General features: G+C 55.2%; 12 protein-coding genes. 11 read left to right on the top strand and 1 reads right to left on the bottom strand.

Annotation, left to right across the window (positions count from 1 at the left end; translation table 11 throughout):
• The first annotated feature begins 34 nt into the window (after positions 1-34).
• The 9 genes from ACT3RU_RS05850 (at position 35) to tilS (ending at position 10,697) form a co-directional block, all read left to right on the top strand.
• The gene (locus ACT3RU_RS05850) at positions 35-541 is read left to right on the top strand and encodes an OmpH/Skp family outer membrane protein (protein WP_087109986.1); all 507 of its coding nucleotides are present in this window, start codon (positions 35-37) and stop codon (positions 539-541) included.
• A gap of 57 nt (positions 542-598) precedes the next feature.
• A complete protein-coding gene (gene lpxD / locus ACT3RU_RS05845; RefSeq protein ID WP_087109984.1) occupies positions 599-1,636 on the top strand; it encodes a UDP-3-O-(3-hydroxymyristoyl)glucosamine N-acyltransferase in 1,038 nt (345 codons plus the stop codon).
• Positions 1,637-1,769: 133 nt separating this feature from the next.
• On the top strand, positions 1,770-2,213 hold the full coding sequence (gene fabZ / locus ACT3RU_RS05840; RefSeq protein ID WP_087109982.1) for a 3-hydroxyacyl-ACP dehydratase FabZ: 444 nt from the start codon (positions 1,770-1,772) through the stop codon (positions 2,211-2,213).
• Positions 2,210-2,977: an acyl-ACP--UDP-N-acetylglucosamine O-acyltransferase gene (gene lpxA, locus ACT3RU_RS05835; protein WP_087109980.1), complete on the top strand. Its 768-nt coding sequence runs from the start codon at positions 2,210-2,212 to the stop codon at positions 2,975-2,977. The genes fabZ and lpxA overlap by 4 nt, the downstream gene beginning before the upstream one ends.
• A gap of 16 nt (positions 2,978-2,993) precedes the next feature.
• Positions 2,994-4,166 (top strand): lipid-A-disaccharide synthase, encoded by a 1,173-nt coding sequence (gene lpxB, locus ACT3RU_RS05830; protein ID WP_192527190.1) that lies wholly within the window; start codon positions 2,994-2,996, stop codon positions 4,164-4,166.
• Entirely contained in the window at positions 4,156-4,773 is a 618-nt protein-coding gene (rnhB, locus tag ACT3RU_RS05825; RefSeq protein ID WP_192527189.1) for a ribonuclease HII, read from the top strand. Before lpxB ends, rnhB begins: the two co-directional genes overlap by 11 nt.
• 64 nt (positions 4,774-4,837) lie before the next feature.
• The gene (gene dnaE, locus ACT3RU_RS05820; protein ID WP_192527188.1) at positions 4,838-8,344 is read left to right on the top strand and encodes a DNA polymerase III subunit alpha; all 3,507 of its coding nucleotides are present in this window, start codon (positions 4,838-4,840) and stop codon (positions 8,342-8,344) included.
• Positions 8,345-8,479: 135 nt separating this feature from the next.
• Positions 8,480-9,433 carry an acetyl-CoA carboxylase carboxyltransferase subunit alpha gene (locus ACT3RU_RS05815; protein ID WP_192527187.1) on the top strand — a complete coding sequence of 318 codons (954 nt, stop codon included), beginning with the start codon at positions 8,480-8,482 and terminating at the stop codon, positions 9,431-9,433.
• The gene (gene tilS / locus ACT3RU_RS05810) at positions 9,414-10,697 is read left to right on the top strand and encodes a tRNA lysidine(34) synthetase TilS (RefSeq protein ID WP_192527186.1); all 1,284 of its coding nucleotides are present in this window, start codon (positions 9,414-9,416) and stop codon (positions 10,695-10,697) included. The genes ACT3RU_RS05815 and tilS overlap by 20 nt, the downstream gene beginning before the upstream one ends.
• Before the next feature lie 22 nt (positions 10,698-10,719).
• Here tilS and ppx read toward each other — a convergent pair whose 3' ends face one another.
• On the bottom strand, positions 10,720-12,252 hold the full coding sequence (ppx, locus tag ACT3RU_RS05805) for an exopolyphosphatase (protein ID WP_087109969.1): 1,533 nt from the start codon (positions 12,250-12,252) through the stop codon (positions 10,720-10,722).
• Between the two features lie 670 nt (positions 12,253-12,922).
• Here ppx and rho point away from each other — a divergent pair.
• On the top strand, positions 12,923-14,182 hold the full coding sequence (gene rho / locus ACT3RU_RS05800) for a transcription termination factor Rho (protein WP_018918241.1): 1,260 nt from the start codon (positions 12,923-12,925) through the stop codon (positions 14,180-14,182).
• A gap of 48 nt (positions 14,183-14,230) precedes the next feature.
• Entirely contained in the window at positions 14,231-15,727 is a 1,497-nt protein-coding gene (gene ubiD / locus ACT3RU_RS05795; protein WP_192527185.1) for a 4-hydroxy-3-polyprenylbenzoate decarboxylase, read from the top strand.
• Positions 15,728-15,771: the final 44 nt, after the last annotated feature.

Here is a 15,771-nt window from a genome sequence, read left to right as displayed (position 1 = left end):
TAGCGCCCCCGCTTGATGATAAGGAAGTGACTCGATGCGTAAACTGACAGCGGCCGTGTGCTTATTTGGTGCGATTGTTTTACCGGTTCATGCAGCAGAAGCTGCAGAGGTTGCCGTGCTGGATTGGCGAGCTGCGCTGATGAATACCCAGTCGGCTCAAACCTCGCTAAATCAGCTGGAAAACCAGATTGGCAGTCAGCAGAGTGAAGCCCAAAGCCTGGGAAATGAGTTACAGCAGTTGCAAGAACGCTTGCAGCGCGAAGGCGAAACGATGTCTCAGTCGCAGCGTGAAACACTGATCGCTGAGCTGCAGCAGAAAGGTTCGCGTTTTGAGCAGTTACGTCGTGATGTTATGGAGGCTCAGCAGCGTTCAGAACAGCAGTTTCTGGAAGGTGCGGAACTCAAGCTTGAGCAAGCGGTGGAGCAAGTGCTGAACCGTCACAATATTGATGTATTGGTTGAGCCTCAAGGAGTGCTTCATTCCTCGGTTGATTTGCCTAATGTGACTGATGAAGTTACGCAAATATTTGATTCGATGTAATTAATTTTTAATGACTGTCGGTGTAGCTGTGCTGCACTATTGCTTTATTGGGCTCCCATGACGCACGCATCTCACCATCTTACACTTGCGGACATTGCTCGCCATTTAGGGGTCACCTTTGAAGGTGATGCCGCGCTACCCATTCGTGGTTTAGCAACACTTAAAGAGGCCACATCTGATCAAGTGGCCTTTTTAACAAATCGCGCTTACCTCAAGGATTTGGCCACCACTCAGGCGGCAGCCGTGCTGCTTCACCCTGAGCATGGCAAGAGCTGCCCGGTGCCAAAGCTTGAGATGGAAAACCCCTATCTGGGGTATGCCAAACTCTCTCAGTTATTTGACCCACTGCCTGCACGTGATAAGGCGGGAATTCATCCCACCGCGGTCGTTGCCGACAGCGTAACGTTGGGTGAAGGCGTCTCGATCCAGGCCCACGCCGTAGTAGAAGCGGGCGTAACACTGGGTGACCACGTTGTGGTGGGTGCTGGTAGTGTCGTCGGCGCTGATAGCGTTATAGGCGAAAATACTCGGCTGCATGCCAATGTGACCGTGTGTCATGGCGTGATTATTGGCAAACGGGTCATTTTACAAAGTGGTTGTGTGATTGGTGGAGACGGTTTTGGATTTGCCCACGACGGTGAAGGTTGGCACAAAATTGCCCAGTTAGGTGGCGTTGTGCTGGGTGATAATGTCGAAGTGGGCAGTTGCTCCAGCATTGACCGTGGTGCGCTAGGCGATACCCTGATTGGCGATGACGTTAAAATCGATAGTCAGGTACAAATCGCTCATAACGTCACTATTGGTGCCCATAGTGCTTTGGCAGGCTGTGTCGGTATTGCAGGGTCCACCAAAGTAGGCAAGCACTGCATGTTGGGAGGGGGCGTTGGATTATCAGGCCACCTAACGATTTGTGATGGTGTTCAGGTCACCGGGATGAGTCTTGTGACCAACTCGATTCATACTCCCGGCGTCTACTCGTCAGGTACGGGGGCAATGAGTAATTCGCAGTGGCGTAAAAATGCGGTGCGGTTTAAGCAGTTGGATGATATAGCCAAGCGGTTGTCTCGGCTGGAAAAAACGACGCGTGACGCCTAAAAGCCATATTGTTTACTAAGTAAGTAGCTTGAGACGAGAGGGCGGCAGGGTATAATTCCTTGCCCTTTAACCAGACAAAGTGCTGGTATTTGCCTGATGCCTATCAGGCGTTTTTCATTTTGAGGTCGTTACGATGGTTATGGATATTAACGAAATTCGCGAATACTTGCCCCACCGCTATCCGTTTTTATTGGTGGATCGAGTAACAGCATTAACTGTGGGCGAATCCATCGTTGCGTTCAAAAACGTTAGTATTAACGAGCCTTTTTTCAACGGCCACTTCCCACATCATCCTATTATGCCGGGTGTGCTGGTAGTCGAAGCACTGGCCCAGGTTTGCGGTATTTTAGGCTTTAAAACAGTTAACAAGCTGCCAGCGGATGGCTACGTGTACTACCTGGTGGGTAGCGACAATGTGCGTTTCAAGCGCCCGGTTATGCCAGGTGACCAGCTTCAACTGGAGGCTAATGTAATTCGTGGCAAGCGGGGCATTTGGAAATTTGCGTGTCGCGCCACGGTTGACGGAGAGCTGGCCTGTGAAGCAGAAATTATTTGTGCTGAGAGGAAGGTTGCTTGATACATCCTACTGCACTGGTTGACCCAACAGCAACGCTCGCAGATGACGTTGAGGTTGGCCCTTTTAGTGTTATTGGGGCTAACGTCACGATCGGCGAAGGCTCCATAATCGGCCCGCACGTAGTGGTCAAAGGACCCACTGTGTTGGGGAAGCGCACGCGTATTTTTCAGTTCGCCTCGGTAGGTGAGGATTGTCAGGACAAAAAGTACGCTGGTGAACCTACTCGTCTTGTCATGGGAGACGATAACGTTATCCGTGAAGGCGTGACGCTTCACCGCGGTACGGTACAAGACCGTGGTGAAACGACGATTGGTTCCCGCAATCTGTTTATGGCCTACGTACACGTGGGCCATGACTGTGTCATCGGCAATGACTGTATCCTCGCCAACCAGGTAACGCTCGCCGGGCACGTAACGCTGGGTGATTACGCTATCCTGGGTGGCCTATCTGCCGTGCACCAATTTTGTCACTTTGGTGAACATGCCATGGCGGGCGGTGGCTCTATTATCACTAAAGACACGCCTGCCTACGTCATGATTAACGGCAACCCGGCAGAAGCGCGAGGCCTGAACCTCGTCGGCTTAAAACGCCGCGGCTTTAGCCGTGAGGCGATTAATGCGCTGAGCGCTGCCTATAAGATGGTCTATCGCCAGGGGCTTACCGTCGAGCAAGCGCTTGAAGAGATGCGTGCGAGCTTTGATATTGAGGAAGTGACTGAGTTCGCTGACTCTATCGAGCGTTCGACCCGCGGCATTACGCGCTAACCATGTCCATTCGCTTATGACTTTGCAGCGCGTTTATCTGGTGGCTGGCGAGCTTTCGGGGGATATCCTTGGAGCAGGCCTGATGCGTGCGCTTAAGGCGCGCCATCCAGAGGTTGAGTTTCGTGGGATTGGTGGGCCACGCATGATCGCTGAAGGGATGCAAAGCCGCTTTCCGTTGGAAACGCTTTCTGTGATGGGGCTGGTTGAGGTCATCAAACACCTGCCTGAGTTGGTAAGTGTGCGCCGCACGCTACGTCACGAAGCGCTCGCCTGGCAGCCGGATATCATGGTGGGTATTGACGCGCCTGATTTTACGCTCGGCTTGGAAAAGCAGCTGCGTAATGCCGGAATCAAAACGGCCCACTACGTCAGTCCTTCAGTTTGGGCGTGGCGACAGGGTCGCGTGAAAGGCATTGCCAAATCCGTTGATGGCATGCTCACCCTGCTACCCTTTGAAGCGGATTTTTACCTGCGCCATAACGTTCCTGTCGTGTTTGTGGGCCACCCGCTTGCTGACGAGCTGCCGCTTGAAAATGACCGCATCGCAACGCGCCAGGCACTAGGTCTTGATGCAGATGCGCTGGTGCTTGCTTTATTGCCAGGCTCGCGCAGCAACGAAATACGTTTTCTGGGTCATACGTTTTTAGCCGCCGCTGAGCTGCTGTGCCAGCGCCATGCCACGCTAAAGGTTTTGATTCCGGCTGCCTCAGCGCTGCGTCATGACGAAATTCAGGCGCTCTTGTCTCACTATCCAACGCTTGCCGAGCGTGTACAGCTGTTAAATGGCCAAGCGCGAGAGGCAATGGTTGCCAGTGATGCCGTGCTCCTGGCGTCAGGGACCGCCGCGCTTGAAGCCATGCTGTGTCACCGGGCGATGCTGGTTGCGTACAAGATGGCGCCGGCCACGCATTGGCTCGCCAAGCGTATGGTGAAAACCCAGTGGGTATCGCTACCCAATCTGATCGCGCAGCAAAGCGTGGTGCCTGAGCTTATTCAGGACGCGGCGACACCTGAAGCTATCGCAGACCAGCTTCACGAGTTGCTTAGCGATCACGAAGCACGATTGGCGTTAGAGGCACGCTTTGCGGCGATGCACGCCGACTTGCAGCGCAACGCCAGTCGACGCGCCGCTGAGGCAATCACGGCTATCGCATTAGGCCAGCCACTGGAGCGCTACAATGCCCGCTAAACCAGGCGATTTTCCGCCGCTTGAGATCGCCTATGTGGGCGAGCGCTTGGCGGGGGTCGACGAGGTTGGGCGTGGGCCGTTAATCGGTAGCGTCGTGGCCGCGGCGGTGATTCTGGACCCAGCACGCCCCATTGACGGTCTGACTGACTCTAAAAAGCTCACCGCCCGTAAGCGTGAAGCGTTAGATGTGTTGATACGCGAGCAGGCGTTAGCCTTTGTGGTCGCTGAGGCAAGCGCTGCCGAAGTCGATCAGTTCAATATTTACCACGCCACGCACTTGGCAATGCGCCGTGCGATTGACGGTTTAGCCCCTGCGGCTGAGTACTTGCTGGTGGACGGTAACCGTTTGCCGGGACATAGTTTGCCGGGGCAAGCAGTGGTCAAAGGCGATGCGCGCCATCCCGCCATTGCTGCGGCGTCGATTCTTGCCAAGGTCGCGCGCGATGCCCAGATGGTTGCGCTGGATATGCGCTATCCTGAGTACGGCTTTGCACGCCACAAAGGCTACCCAACGAAAGAGCATCTTGAGGCGCTATCCGCTCACGGGCCGCTTGAGGAGCACCGCCGAAGCTTCGCCCCCGTCCAGCGTCAACTAGCACTCATTTAAGTGCTGTCGCTGCGTTAATTAACGTTAGTTCATTTCTTTTTACCGAGATTCTACCGAGAGTGTCATGACGGTACCGTTTGTTCATCTACGTTTGCACAGTGAATACTCCCTGGTCGACGGCTTGGTAAAACTTAAGTCGTTGGTCAGCACTACCTTTGATCGCGGCATGCCGGCATTGGCGCTAACCGACGAAACAAATCTGTTCGGCCTGGTGAAGTTTTACAAAGCCGCTCAAGGGGCCGCACTCAAGCCCATTATTGGCAGCGACTTATGGCTCTTTAATCCCCACGATGAGTCACATCCTTACCGTATAACGCTGCTGGCGATGAACGATGTCGGCTATCGCAACCTGACCGAGCTGATCTCCAAGGGCTGGACCCACGGCCAGCGTCAGGGGCGGGCCATTTTAGATAAGCGCTGGGTGCTTGAACAAAGTGAAGGCCTGATTGCGCTTTCCGGGGCGCGGGAGGGCGAGATTGGCCGCCATCTGCTCTCCGATCATGAGCGTGAAGCGCGTCAGCTGCTTGAAGAGTGGCAGGTTGCCTTTCCGGATCGTTTCTATCTGGAGCTGATTCGTACCGGGCGTCCGCTTGAAGAGGCGTGCGTGCATGCCAGCGTCAAGCTTGCCATCGATACCGGCACGCCAGTGGTGGCTACCAATGACGTACGCTTTCTTGAGCGGGAGGATTTCTGGGCGCATGAAACGCGCGTCGCCATTGGTGAAGGCAAGGCGCTGGATGACCCCCGCCGTGAACGCCGCTACACCGAAGAGCAGTATTTAAAAAGCCCGGACGAGATGGCCGCACTGTTCTCGGATATCCCCGAGGCGCTGGAAAACAGCGTGATGATTGCTGAGCGCTGCAGCGTGGATGTACGCCTGGGTGAGATATTTTTGCCTGAGTTCGAAATCCCCGAGGGAATGACCCAGGATGAGTTTTTCCGCAAGGTCTCCCACGACGGCCTGACGGATCGTCTGAACTTCCTGTTTCCTGTCGAGCGCTACCCGCGCGAAAGTGACGAATACAAGGAAATTGACCAGCGTTACCGCGACCGGCTTGAGTTTGAACTTAACGTTATTATTCAGATGGGCTTCCCTGGCTACTTTCTGATCGTAATGGACTTCATTCAGTGGGCCAAGGACAACAACGTGCCGGTCGGGCCGGGACGGGGTTCCGGTGCGGGCTCCTTGGTCGCCTACGCGCAAAAGATTACCGATCTTGACCCCATCGGCTACGACCTCCTTTTCGAGCGCTTTTTGAACCCTGAACGTGTCTCCATGCCCGACTTTGACGTCGATTTCTGCATGGAAAAACGCGACAAGGTGATTGAGTACGTGGCCGAGCGCTACGGGCGCGACGCGGTATCGCAGATTGTTACCTTCGGCACCATGGCGGCCAAAGCTGTGGTGCGCGACGTGGCACGTGCTCAGGGCCGACCGTACTCACTGGGTGACAAGCTCTCCAAGCTGATCCCGTTTGAAGTGGGCATGACGCTTGGCAAGGCGATCGAGCAGGAGCCCGCGCTTAAAGAGTTCATTGCTAACGACGAAGAAGCTGAAGAGATCTGGGAAATGGCCCTCAAGCTTGAGGGCACGACGCGCGGTACCGGCAAGCACGCGGGCGGCGTGGTGATTGCTCCTACCAAGCTGACCGATTTTTCGCCTTTGTTATGCGATGAAAACGGCAATGGGCTGGTAGTTCAGTTCGATAAAAACGATATCGAAGACGCCGGGCTGGTCAAGTTCGACTTTTTGGGTCTGCGTACGCTGACCATTATCGACTGGGCGCTTGAGATGGTCGATAAGGTTCGCGGTGTGAATGGCCAGGAACCGCTGAACATTGATGCGATTCCGCTGGATGATGGCAAAACGTTTGAGATGCTCAAGCGTGCTGAAACTACCGCCGTTTTCCAGCTTGAGTCCCGCGGCATGAAGGAGTTGATCAAGCGCCTGCTACCGGACTCGCTGGACGACATGATCGCTCTGGTGGCGCTGTTCCGCCCCGGCCCGCTGCAGTCAGGCATGGTCGATGACTTTATCAACCGTAAGCATGGCCGTGCCGAAGTATCTTATCCACACCCGGATTACCAGCACGAGCTGTTAAAACCGGTGTTGTCGCCTACCTACGGTATTATCCTTTACCAAGAGCAGGTCATGCAGATCGCTCAGGTAATGGCAGGCTACTCGCTGGGCCAGGCCGATATGCTGCGCCGAGCAATGGGTAAGAAAAAGCCCGAAGAGATGGCCAAGCAGCGCGATGGCTTCATGGAGGGTTGTGCGGCCAACGGTATCGATAAGAATCTTGCCGGTAACATCTTTGACCTGGTGGAAAAGTTCGCCGGTTACGGGTTTAACAAGTCGCACTCTGCCGCCTACGCGCTGGTGTCTTACCAGACCGCGTGGCTGAAAGCCCATTATCCAGGGCCATTTATGGCCGCGGTTATGTCTACCGAGATGGACAATCTGGATAAAGTGGTACCGTTAATCGAGGAGTGCCGCAACCTTAAACTGACCGTTACACCGCCAGACGTGAATGTAGGCGGCTACAAATTTACCGTGGATACCGAAGGGCGCGTGGTTTACGGCTTGGGTGCGATTCGTGGGGTGGGCGAGGGGCCCATCGGGGCAATTGTCGAGGCGCGCCAGACGGGTGGGCCGTTCACCGACCTGTTCGATTTCTGCCGTCGGCTTGACCCTAAGCGTATGAACAAGCGCACCCTTGAGGCGCTGATTCGCTCAGGGGCGCTGGATAATCTTGGTCCTAACCGGGCCGTGCTGGCGGCCTCTATGGAAGATGCCCTGAAGGCTGCCGCCCAGAACCACACCAACCAGAGCTTGGGCATGCTGGACATGTTCGGCGAGGCCTTTGCTGATGCCGAAGACGAAGCGCCCGACGTCTACACTGAGTACCTCGGTGCGCGAGAATGGACCGACCGCGAGCGCCTTTCAGGCGAAAAAGATACCCTCGGTCTTTATCTTACCGGGCATCCGATTGATGAATATGAGCGTGAATTAAAACGCTTTGTATCAACACGCATTAGCGATTTAAAACCCTCCCGGGAACCTCAGCGGGTGGCCGGGCTGGTGGTTGCGATGCGTACCATGAAGTCCAAACGTGGCGATACCATGGCGTTTATCACCCTGGATGATCGCACCGGGCGTATTGAAGCATCGTTGTTTGGTGAGCTATTCGATCAGTTGCGTGGTCAGATAGAAGCTGACCAGGTATTGATTGTTGAAGGCGAAGTTTCCAGTGACGATTTCTCCGGCGGGCTTAGACTGCGTGGAAAAGATGTAACGCCTATGGTCACTGCCCGTATTCGCTATGGCGATGCCGTTGAGCTTGCACTGGACGCCGAGCGTATCAATGGCCGCTTGGTCGAGAGTCTGCGTGATAGTTTAGCGCCCTACCGGGATAATGGCGGTTTGCCGGTGCGGTTGCAGTATCGCCATGCCCAAGCCGTCGGCTGGCTGGAGCTTGCCGGTGAATGGAAAGTCGCGCCCAGTGATGACTTGCTGCTTGCGTTGCGCGATGTGGAAGGGCAGGCGGGGGTTCAGCTACGTTACCGCTAAACCTGACCGTAAGACGGTTGGGTAGCGTAATTGAGCAGACCCTGCCTTGCGTGGCAGGGTCAGGATGCGATAATACGTCTATTAGATACTCGTTTCGACAAGGCCTTTTTTATAGGCAGCTTACAGGCAGAGCCGATGAATCCCAATTATCTCGATTTTGAACAGCCCATTGCCGAGCTTCAGGCAAAAATTGAGGAGCTGCGTTTGGTTAGCTCCGACAGCGTTAATCTCTCCGATGAGATATCCCGGCTGGAGGAGAAAAGTCGTAAGCTGACCGAATCGATCTTCAAGGATTTGACTCCCTGGCAGGTCTCTCAGCTATCGCGTCATCCTCAGCGCCCTTATACGCTCGACTATCTTGAGCATATGTTTAGCGACTTTGACGAGCTACATGGCGACCGTAACTTCGCTGATGACGCTGCCCTGGTAGGCGGCGTTGCGCGCTTGAATGATAAGCCGGTAATGGTGATCGGCCACCAGAAAGGACGCGATGTTAAAGAGAAGGTGCGCCGTAACTTCGGTATGCCTCGCCCTGAAGGTTATCGTAAAGCGTGTCGTCTGATGGAAATGGCCGAACGCTTCAAAATGCCGATTTTAACCTTTATCGATACCCCCGGTGCTTATCCAGGCATTGACGCGGAAGAGCGTGGTCAGAGTGAAGCGATTGCCTACAACCTGGCGGTCATGTCGCGCTTAAAAACACCGATTATATCAACGGTTGTTGGCGAAGGCGGCTCCGGTGGGGCATTGGCGATCGGCGTATGCGATGAGCTGTACATGCTTCAGTACTCCACCTATTCGGTTATTTCACCAGAAGGCTGTGCGTCTATTCTCTGGAAAAGTGCTGAAAGAGCCTCTGATGCGGCCCAGGCAATGGGGATCACCGCAGAGCGCTTAAAAGAGCTTGGCTTTGTAGATGGGCTGATTAAAGAGCCGCTAGGCGGTGCGCATCGTCATCCGATGACGACGGCGGAGCGTGTTAAAGAGATCGTCACCGAGGGCCTTGAGCGCCTTCAGGCACTGGATACAGATGCCCTGCTGGAGCGCCGTTATAAGCGTTTAATGAGCTATGGCGCCCCAACTGCCTAATCAGCTTGAACGCCTGTTAAACGACGCCCTGGTGGAAACCCCACCGGGGCGCTCTATTTGGGTCGCGCTTTCCGGGGGGCTCGATTCCGCCTTATTGCTGACGCTGGCAGTTTCTGTTTGCCGTCAGGCCAATCGCCCACTGCGCGCCATCCATATTCATCATGGCCTGCAGGCCGCTGCCGATGACTTTGAGCAGTACTGCCAAGCGCTTTGCAAGCAGCTTGGCGTGCCGCTTAGTGTGGTGCGCGTAACGGTTGACGCCGCTGGCGGTATTGAGGCGGCAGCGCGTCAGGCGCGCTATGCTGCGTTTCATGAACATGTCCCCTCAGGGGGCACCGTTTGGCTGGCCCAACATCAGGATGATCAAGCGGAAACGTTTCTGCTGGCTGCCCTGCGGGGAAGCGGTATTCGCGGGTTAGCGGGAATGCCACACTGTCGTCATGCACACGGCCTTACCTTCGTTCGGCCCTGGCTCTCGATTGCCCGGCGCTGCCTGGAGGGGCGAGCGCATCAAATCGGCCTTGAATGGCGCGAAGACCCCACTAATAGCGATGTCACGCTTGATCGTAACCGCCTGCGTCATGACGTGTTGCCTCTTCTCAAAGCGCGCTGGCCCGAAATGGCTGGCGCGTTTTCCCATAGCGCTAAGCATGCCGGGGAAGCGGATGCACTGCTCAGTGAGTATGCTCAAGCGGAATTGGAGACGCTTCGCACAGATGCTAACAGCACCGATTTGGAGAGTATTGATGCCCTTGCGTTGGCCACGCGCTCACGGCCTCGCCAGCGGTTGCTGGTACGCTCCTGGTGCCAACAGCGATTATTGCCGACCCCGCCTCAGCGTCGCCTTGAGACGCTGCTTGATCAATTAACGGCCGCACCGGATGCTGGTGTACACGTCACGTGGCCAGGAGCCGAGGCTCGGGTATGGCAACAGCGGCTTTATCTAATGGCGCCGCTTGAGCCGCTACCGGCTTGGCAGTGTGCCTGGGATGGCAGGGCAGGGCAAGCAACACCGCTAGGTGCGCTGGAGCTCTCGTTGAAGTCCGAGACGCCGTTAACGTTGCGCTGGCGCCAGGGAGGTGAAGTGATTGCGCTTGCCGAGCGAGGGCGCCGAGACGTTAAAAGGCTGCTTCAGGAGGCCCAAATTCCCCCATGGGAGCGCGAGCGGCTGGTGATGGTCATGGCGGAAGACACTTGCCTTGGCGTGGTTCAGCCGCCTGCCAGAGTGCTCTGGAAAGCGGCTAACGTAAGGTTTGTCTCGTAGGCGGTGCGCCCGTCTGCCTCTCTTAGCCTTCCTGTACGACGTTCAGAGTGAAGCCTGCGGCATCCATATAAGCCTGCTCCTGCTCAATATCGGTGCTGAGTAGCGTTGGTTCATCGCTGGCGGGCAGTGCCAGCGTTAAGCTGTCGGCATCAACACTAATGTTCGGCAAGGGCGGGGCGTTTTCGGGGCGTGAGTGGTTAATCAGTACTGCCAGGCGCAGCAATAGGGCAAGCCGTATGCTGTGCGTGTGCTGCGCCTTGGGGAGCGCCTGCCACTCCTTGAGCGGGAATTTACGCCGATGGGCACGCACTAGAAAGGCCAGCTGATGCTGCTCCGGACGTGAAAAACCCGCCAGATCAGAGTTTTCCAGCAGGTAAGCGCCATGGCGATGAAACTGGCTATGGGAAATAGCCAAGCCAATTTCGTGTACATGGCTGGCCCACTGAAGATAGTAACGGTGTTCATGGGTGAGCGACCAGGCGCCTTGCACCTGCTTAAACAGACGTAGTGCGGTCTCGGCCACGTTATCGGCCTGTCGGGTATCCACGTCGTAAATGCGCTGGAGAACGTCAAGGCTTTTGGAGCGCGTGTCTTCTGCGCTATTGCGTCCAGCCATATCATAGAGCACACCCTCGCGCAGGGCGCCGTCGGCAAAACGCATTTGATTCAGATCAAATGCCTCGAAGATGGCACTTAAAATGGCCACCCCAGCAGGGAAAACTCGTGCGCGGTCAGGCTTTAGCCCGTCGAGCTCGACTTTGTCCAGCTGTTTGCACTTGAGCAGGCGCTCACGCAGTTTTTTGAGCCCGCTACGCGTAATCACACCTTCAGTGGGTGTGTCGCCGTAGGCGAGAAGAACGCTGGCTACTGCTTTAATAGTGCCACTGGAGCCTACCGGGTCTTCCCAGCCAAGGCGTAGGTAGGGGCGCTGGATATGGGCAAGTTCTGATAACGCGGCCAGTTCGGCGCGGCGCATGCGCTTTTCACTAATCTCGCCGTCAGGAAAGTAGCGGCTGGTAAAGGTCACACAGCCCATGCGCAGGCTTTCCAGCGCATTGGGCTCAAACTCCTCACCAATGATAAATTCTGTTGAGCCGCCACCAATATCGACAATCAAGCGGCGTCCGTTTTCGGCCAAGGCATGAGCAGCCCCTAGATAGATAAGCCGGGCCTCTTCACGGCCCGCAATAATTTCGATGGGGTGACCAAGCTGTGTTTCAGCCCGTTCAATAAACGCTTGGCTATTGTGGGCGTCACGCAGGGCGTTGGTGCCCACGATACGCAGGTTTGCGCTCTCAATATCGCTTAAAAACGGCGCGAAGCGACCCAGGCAATCCAGGGCGCGCTGAATGGCTGCTTCGTTAAGCTTGCCTTCTTCATCCAGTCCAGCCGCCAGTTGGACTTTTTCACCCAATCGAGCAACGACTTGTAGACGCTCATTTTGATAGTTGGCTACCAGAAGGTGAAAACTGTTGGAGCCGAGGTCAATGGCGGCTAGCCGCTGTGGTACTGCGTTTTCCAGTTCGCTAACAGGAGGTGAAATGTCCTTGGGCATGAGCTATCCTTCGTATTGGCTTTGCCAAGGTTGCGGTGCACTTGGGCTATTGTCAATTGGCAAAGACTTGCGTTTATCGCGGGCCTTGACTACCATCGAACTACAGGCCTGACTCGACCTTGCCTGCTACAGGGCTGATTGCTAGAAATTACCCAAAAATTACTAGAAATAGCTCTGCTGACAAGAGATCGTTGATAGCGTGTCGATTCAGTTGTCTTGGTGCTAAGCTTTCCTGGTACTAGGTTTTCTTGGTATTACCGGGACTTATTGAACGTCGTATTTATTTAATGCTGTACTTACCTTGGCTAAGCACGCGATGATTGTGCTGCGCATGTTGACTAACTAACGCTTATCCAGCATGTTAACAAGATACTGCTTATCCATATAGCATCAGCCATATTTCCAAGTCGTCAGATGACCCGCTGATTGGTTCTTTCCTTATGCTAATCAGAGCAAACAGCTGCATGTACCCTCGAACTGAGCAATAACTCATATGCCTCATTGCACCAACGCCATGAGTTTGCACATGCCCAGCGGCTTACCATCGAGTACGTGCTTTATCGGGATCTGAACGCATCACACGGCGCCTAGCCATATCAGTACGTGCTACGCCTCCTGTCTTATTCTGGCGCCTTGCGCCTAGCTTCCAGAGCAACTTTCTAACACACCGATGAATCTCACTGAACTCAAGCAAAAAACCGTTCCCGAGCTGCTCGATATCGCCCGCGAAATGGGTATCGATAACCTGGCCCGTTCGCGCAAGCAGGACATCATTTTCGCCATCCTCAAACGACACGCTAAAAGCGGTGAGGATATTTACGGCGACGGTGTACTGGAAATTCTTCAGGATGGCTTTGGCTTCCTGCGCAGCGCCGACAGCTCGTATCTCGCCGGACCGGACGATATCTACGTATCGCCCTCGCAGATTCGCCGCTTTAACCTGCGTAAAGGCGACTCCATTTCCGGCAAAATTCGCCCGCCCAAAGAAGGCGAGCGCTACTTTGCCCTGCTCAAAGTTAGCCAGATCAACTTTGACCGTCCGGAAAATGCCAAGCACAAGATTCTCTTTGAGAACTTAACGCCGCTGTTCCCGGATGACCGCATGCGGATGGAAATCGGCAACGGTTCCACCGAAGATCTTACGGCCCGTATCATCGACCTGACTGCGCCGATTGGTAAAGGTCAGCGTGGCCTGCTGGTGTCTCCGCCTAAAGCGGGTAAGACACTGATGTTGCAGAACATCGCCACCTCGATTACGCGCAACAACCCTGAGTGCCATCTGATCGTACTGTTGATCGATGAGCGCCCGGAGGAAGTTACCGAAATGTCGCGTACCGTACGCGGTGAAGTCGTGGCTTCCACTTTTGATGAGCCGCCGGCGCGCCACGTTCAGGTCGCTGAAATGGTTATCGAAAAAGCCAAGCGGTTGGTTGAACACAAGAAAGACGTGGTCATCCTGCTGGACTCGATTACCCGCTTGGCCCGTGCCTACAACACCGTCGTGCCGAGCTCCGGTAAAGTGCTTACCGGTGGTGTCGACGCGCATGCGCTTGAGAAGCCTAAGCGCTTCTTCGGTGCGGCGCGTAATATCGAAGAAGGTGGCAGCCTGACCATTATTGCCACGGCCCTTGTGGATACCGGTTCGAAGATGGATGAAGTCATTTTCGAAGAGTTCAAGGGTACCGGTAATATGGAAGCGCACCTTGATCGCAAGCTGGCGGAAAGGCGCGTCTTCCCGGCAATCAACATTCGTCGCAGCGGCACGCGGCGTGAAGATCTGCTGGCGTCTGAGGAAGAGATGCAGCGCATGTGGATTTTGCGCAAGCTGCTCAACCCGATGGAAGACACGGCTGCCACGGAATTCCTGATTGATCGTCTGAAGGATACCAAGACGAATCTTGAATTCTTTGAAGCGATGAAACGCCGCTAGGGTTGATTAATACTTGCATAGCGGCGTAAGCCTATCGGGGAGTGTGTCTTGAAGTATAACGACTTGCGCGACTTCATCGCGGCGCTGGAAGCGCGCGGTGAACTCAAGCGTATCCAAGCCGAAGTCGATCCTTACCTGGAAATCACCGAAATTTGCGACCGCACGCTGCGTGCCGGTGGCCCGGCACTCTTGTTTGAGAATGTGAAGGGCCATGATATGCCGCTGCTGGGCAATCTTTTCGGTACGCCAAAGCGCGTGGCACTAGGAATGGGGCAGGAGTCGGTCGAAGCGCTGCGTGAAGTGGGTAAGCTGCTGGCCTTTTTAAAAGAGCCAGATCCGCCCAAGGGGTTGAAAGATGCCTGGGATAAGCTGCCTATCTTCAAACAAGTGCTTAGCATGGGGCCTAAAACCGTTAAGCGGGCGCCTGTGCAGGAAGTCGTTTTTGAAGGTGACGAGGTTGATCTTGACCGCCTGCCTATTCAGCACTGCTGGCCGGGCGATGCGGCGCCTTTGGTGACATGGCCGCTGGTCATTACCCGAGGCCCGCATAAAAAGCGTCAGAACCTGGGGATTTACCGGCAGCAAAAGATCGGCAAAAACCGCCTGATCATGCGCTGGCTCTCCCACCGTGGCGGCGCGCTGGATTTCCAGGAGTTTCAACAAGCGCATCCAGGCGAACCTTTCCCGGTTGCCGTGGCGCTGGGTGCCGACCCGGCCACAATCCTGGCGGCCGTTACCCCCGTTCCTGACTCACTCTCCGAATATGCGTTTGCCGGGCTTCTGCGCGGCTCGCGTACCGAACTTGTTAAGTGCGGCCATTCAGACCTTGAAGTGCCTGCCTCCAGTGAGATTATTCTGGAAGGGGTTATCTATCCTGATGATATGGCACCGGAAGGCCCGTACGGTGATCACACCGGCTATTACAACGAGGTGGATCACTTCCCGGTCTTTACGGTAACGCGTATGACCATGCGTCGGGATGCGATATATCACTCCACCTATACCGGGCGACCACCGGATGAGCCTGCCGTTCTTGGGTTGGCACTCAACGAAGTGTTTGTGCCGATACTCTGCAAGCAGTTTCCTGAAATTGTCGACTTTTACCTGCCGCCTGAAGGCTGCTCGTATCGCATGGCGGTTGTCACCATGAAAAAGCAGTACCCAGGTCACGCCAAGCGCGTGATGATGGGGGTATGGAGCTTTTTACGTCAGTTCATGTACACCAAGTTCGTGATTGTGCTGGATGACGACGTTGATGCGCGCAACTGGGAAGACGTGATCTGGGCGATTACCACGCGTATGGACCCGGCGCGAGATACCGTGATGGTTGAGAATACGCCTATCGATTATCTGGATTTCGCCTCGCCCGTCTCTGGCTTGGGTTCCAAAATGGGGCTCGATGCGACCAACAAATGGCCAGGCGAAACGGACCGTGAGTGGGGCACACCCATCGTGATGGACGATACGGTCAAAAAGCGCGTTGACGAGCGGTGGGAAGAGCTGGGAATCGGTATTCCTCTGCCAGCACCGCGGCATGGCAGTTAAGAAGGTAGTCAAGTTTAGCGGCGCACGTTGATCGATTTTTCATA

The sequence above is a fragment of the Halomonas sp. TP35 genome (genome assembly GCF_052375975.1).
GTDB classification, from domain to species: domain Bacteria; phylum Pseudomonadota; class Gammaproteobacteria; order Pseudomonadales; family Halomonadaceae; genus Vreelandella; species Vreelandella citrativorans.
Note: the sequence above shows the minus strand (reverse complement) of the source record. Positions and strands in the feature narration are given on the sequence as shown.

Bases quoted from the DNA above. Each gene is read 5' to 3' on its own strand.
- rnhB (WP_192527189.1), top strand. From the start codon at position 4,156: ATGCCCGCTAAACCAGGCGATTTTCCGCCGCTTGAGATCGCCTATGTG.
- fabZ (WP_087109982.1), top strand. From the start codon at position 1,770: ATGGTTATGGATATTAACGAAATTCGCGAATACTTGCCCCACCGCTAT.
- ACT3RU_RS05815 (WP_192527187.1), top strand. From the start codon at position 8,480: ATGAATCCCAATTATCTCGATTTTGAACAGCCCATTGCCGAGCTTCAG.
- lpxD (WP_087109984.1), top strand. From the start codon at position 599: ATGACGCACGCATCTCACCATCTTACACTTGCGGACATTGCTCGCCAT.
- ACT3RU_RS05850 (WP_087109986.1), top strand. From the start codon at position 35: ATGCGTAAACTGACAGCGGCCGTGTGCTTATTTGGTGCGATTGTTTTA.
- tilS (WP_192527186.1), top strand. From the start codon at position 9,414: ATGGCGCCCCAACTGCCTAATCAGCTTGAACGCCTGTTAAACGACGCC.
- dnaE (WP_192527188.1), top strand. From the start codon at position 4,838: ATGACGGTACCGTTTGTTCATCTACGTTTGCACAGTGAATACTCCCTG.
- lpxB (WP_192527190.1), top strand. From the start codon at position 2,994: ATGACTTTGCAGCGCGTTTATCTGGTGGCTGGCGAGCTTTCGGGGGAT.
- ppx (WP_087109969.1), bottom strand. From the start codon at position 12,252: ATGCCCAAGGACATTTCACCTCCTGTTAGCGAACTGGAAAACGCAGTA.
- rho (WP_018918241.1), top strand. From the start codon at position 12,923: ATGAATCTCACTGAACTCAAGCAAAAAACCGTTCCCGAGCTGCTCGAT.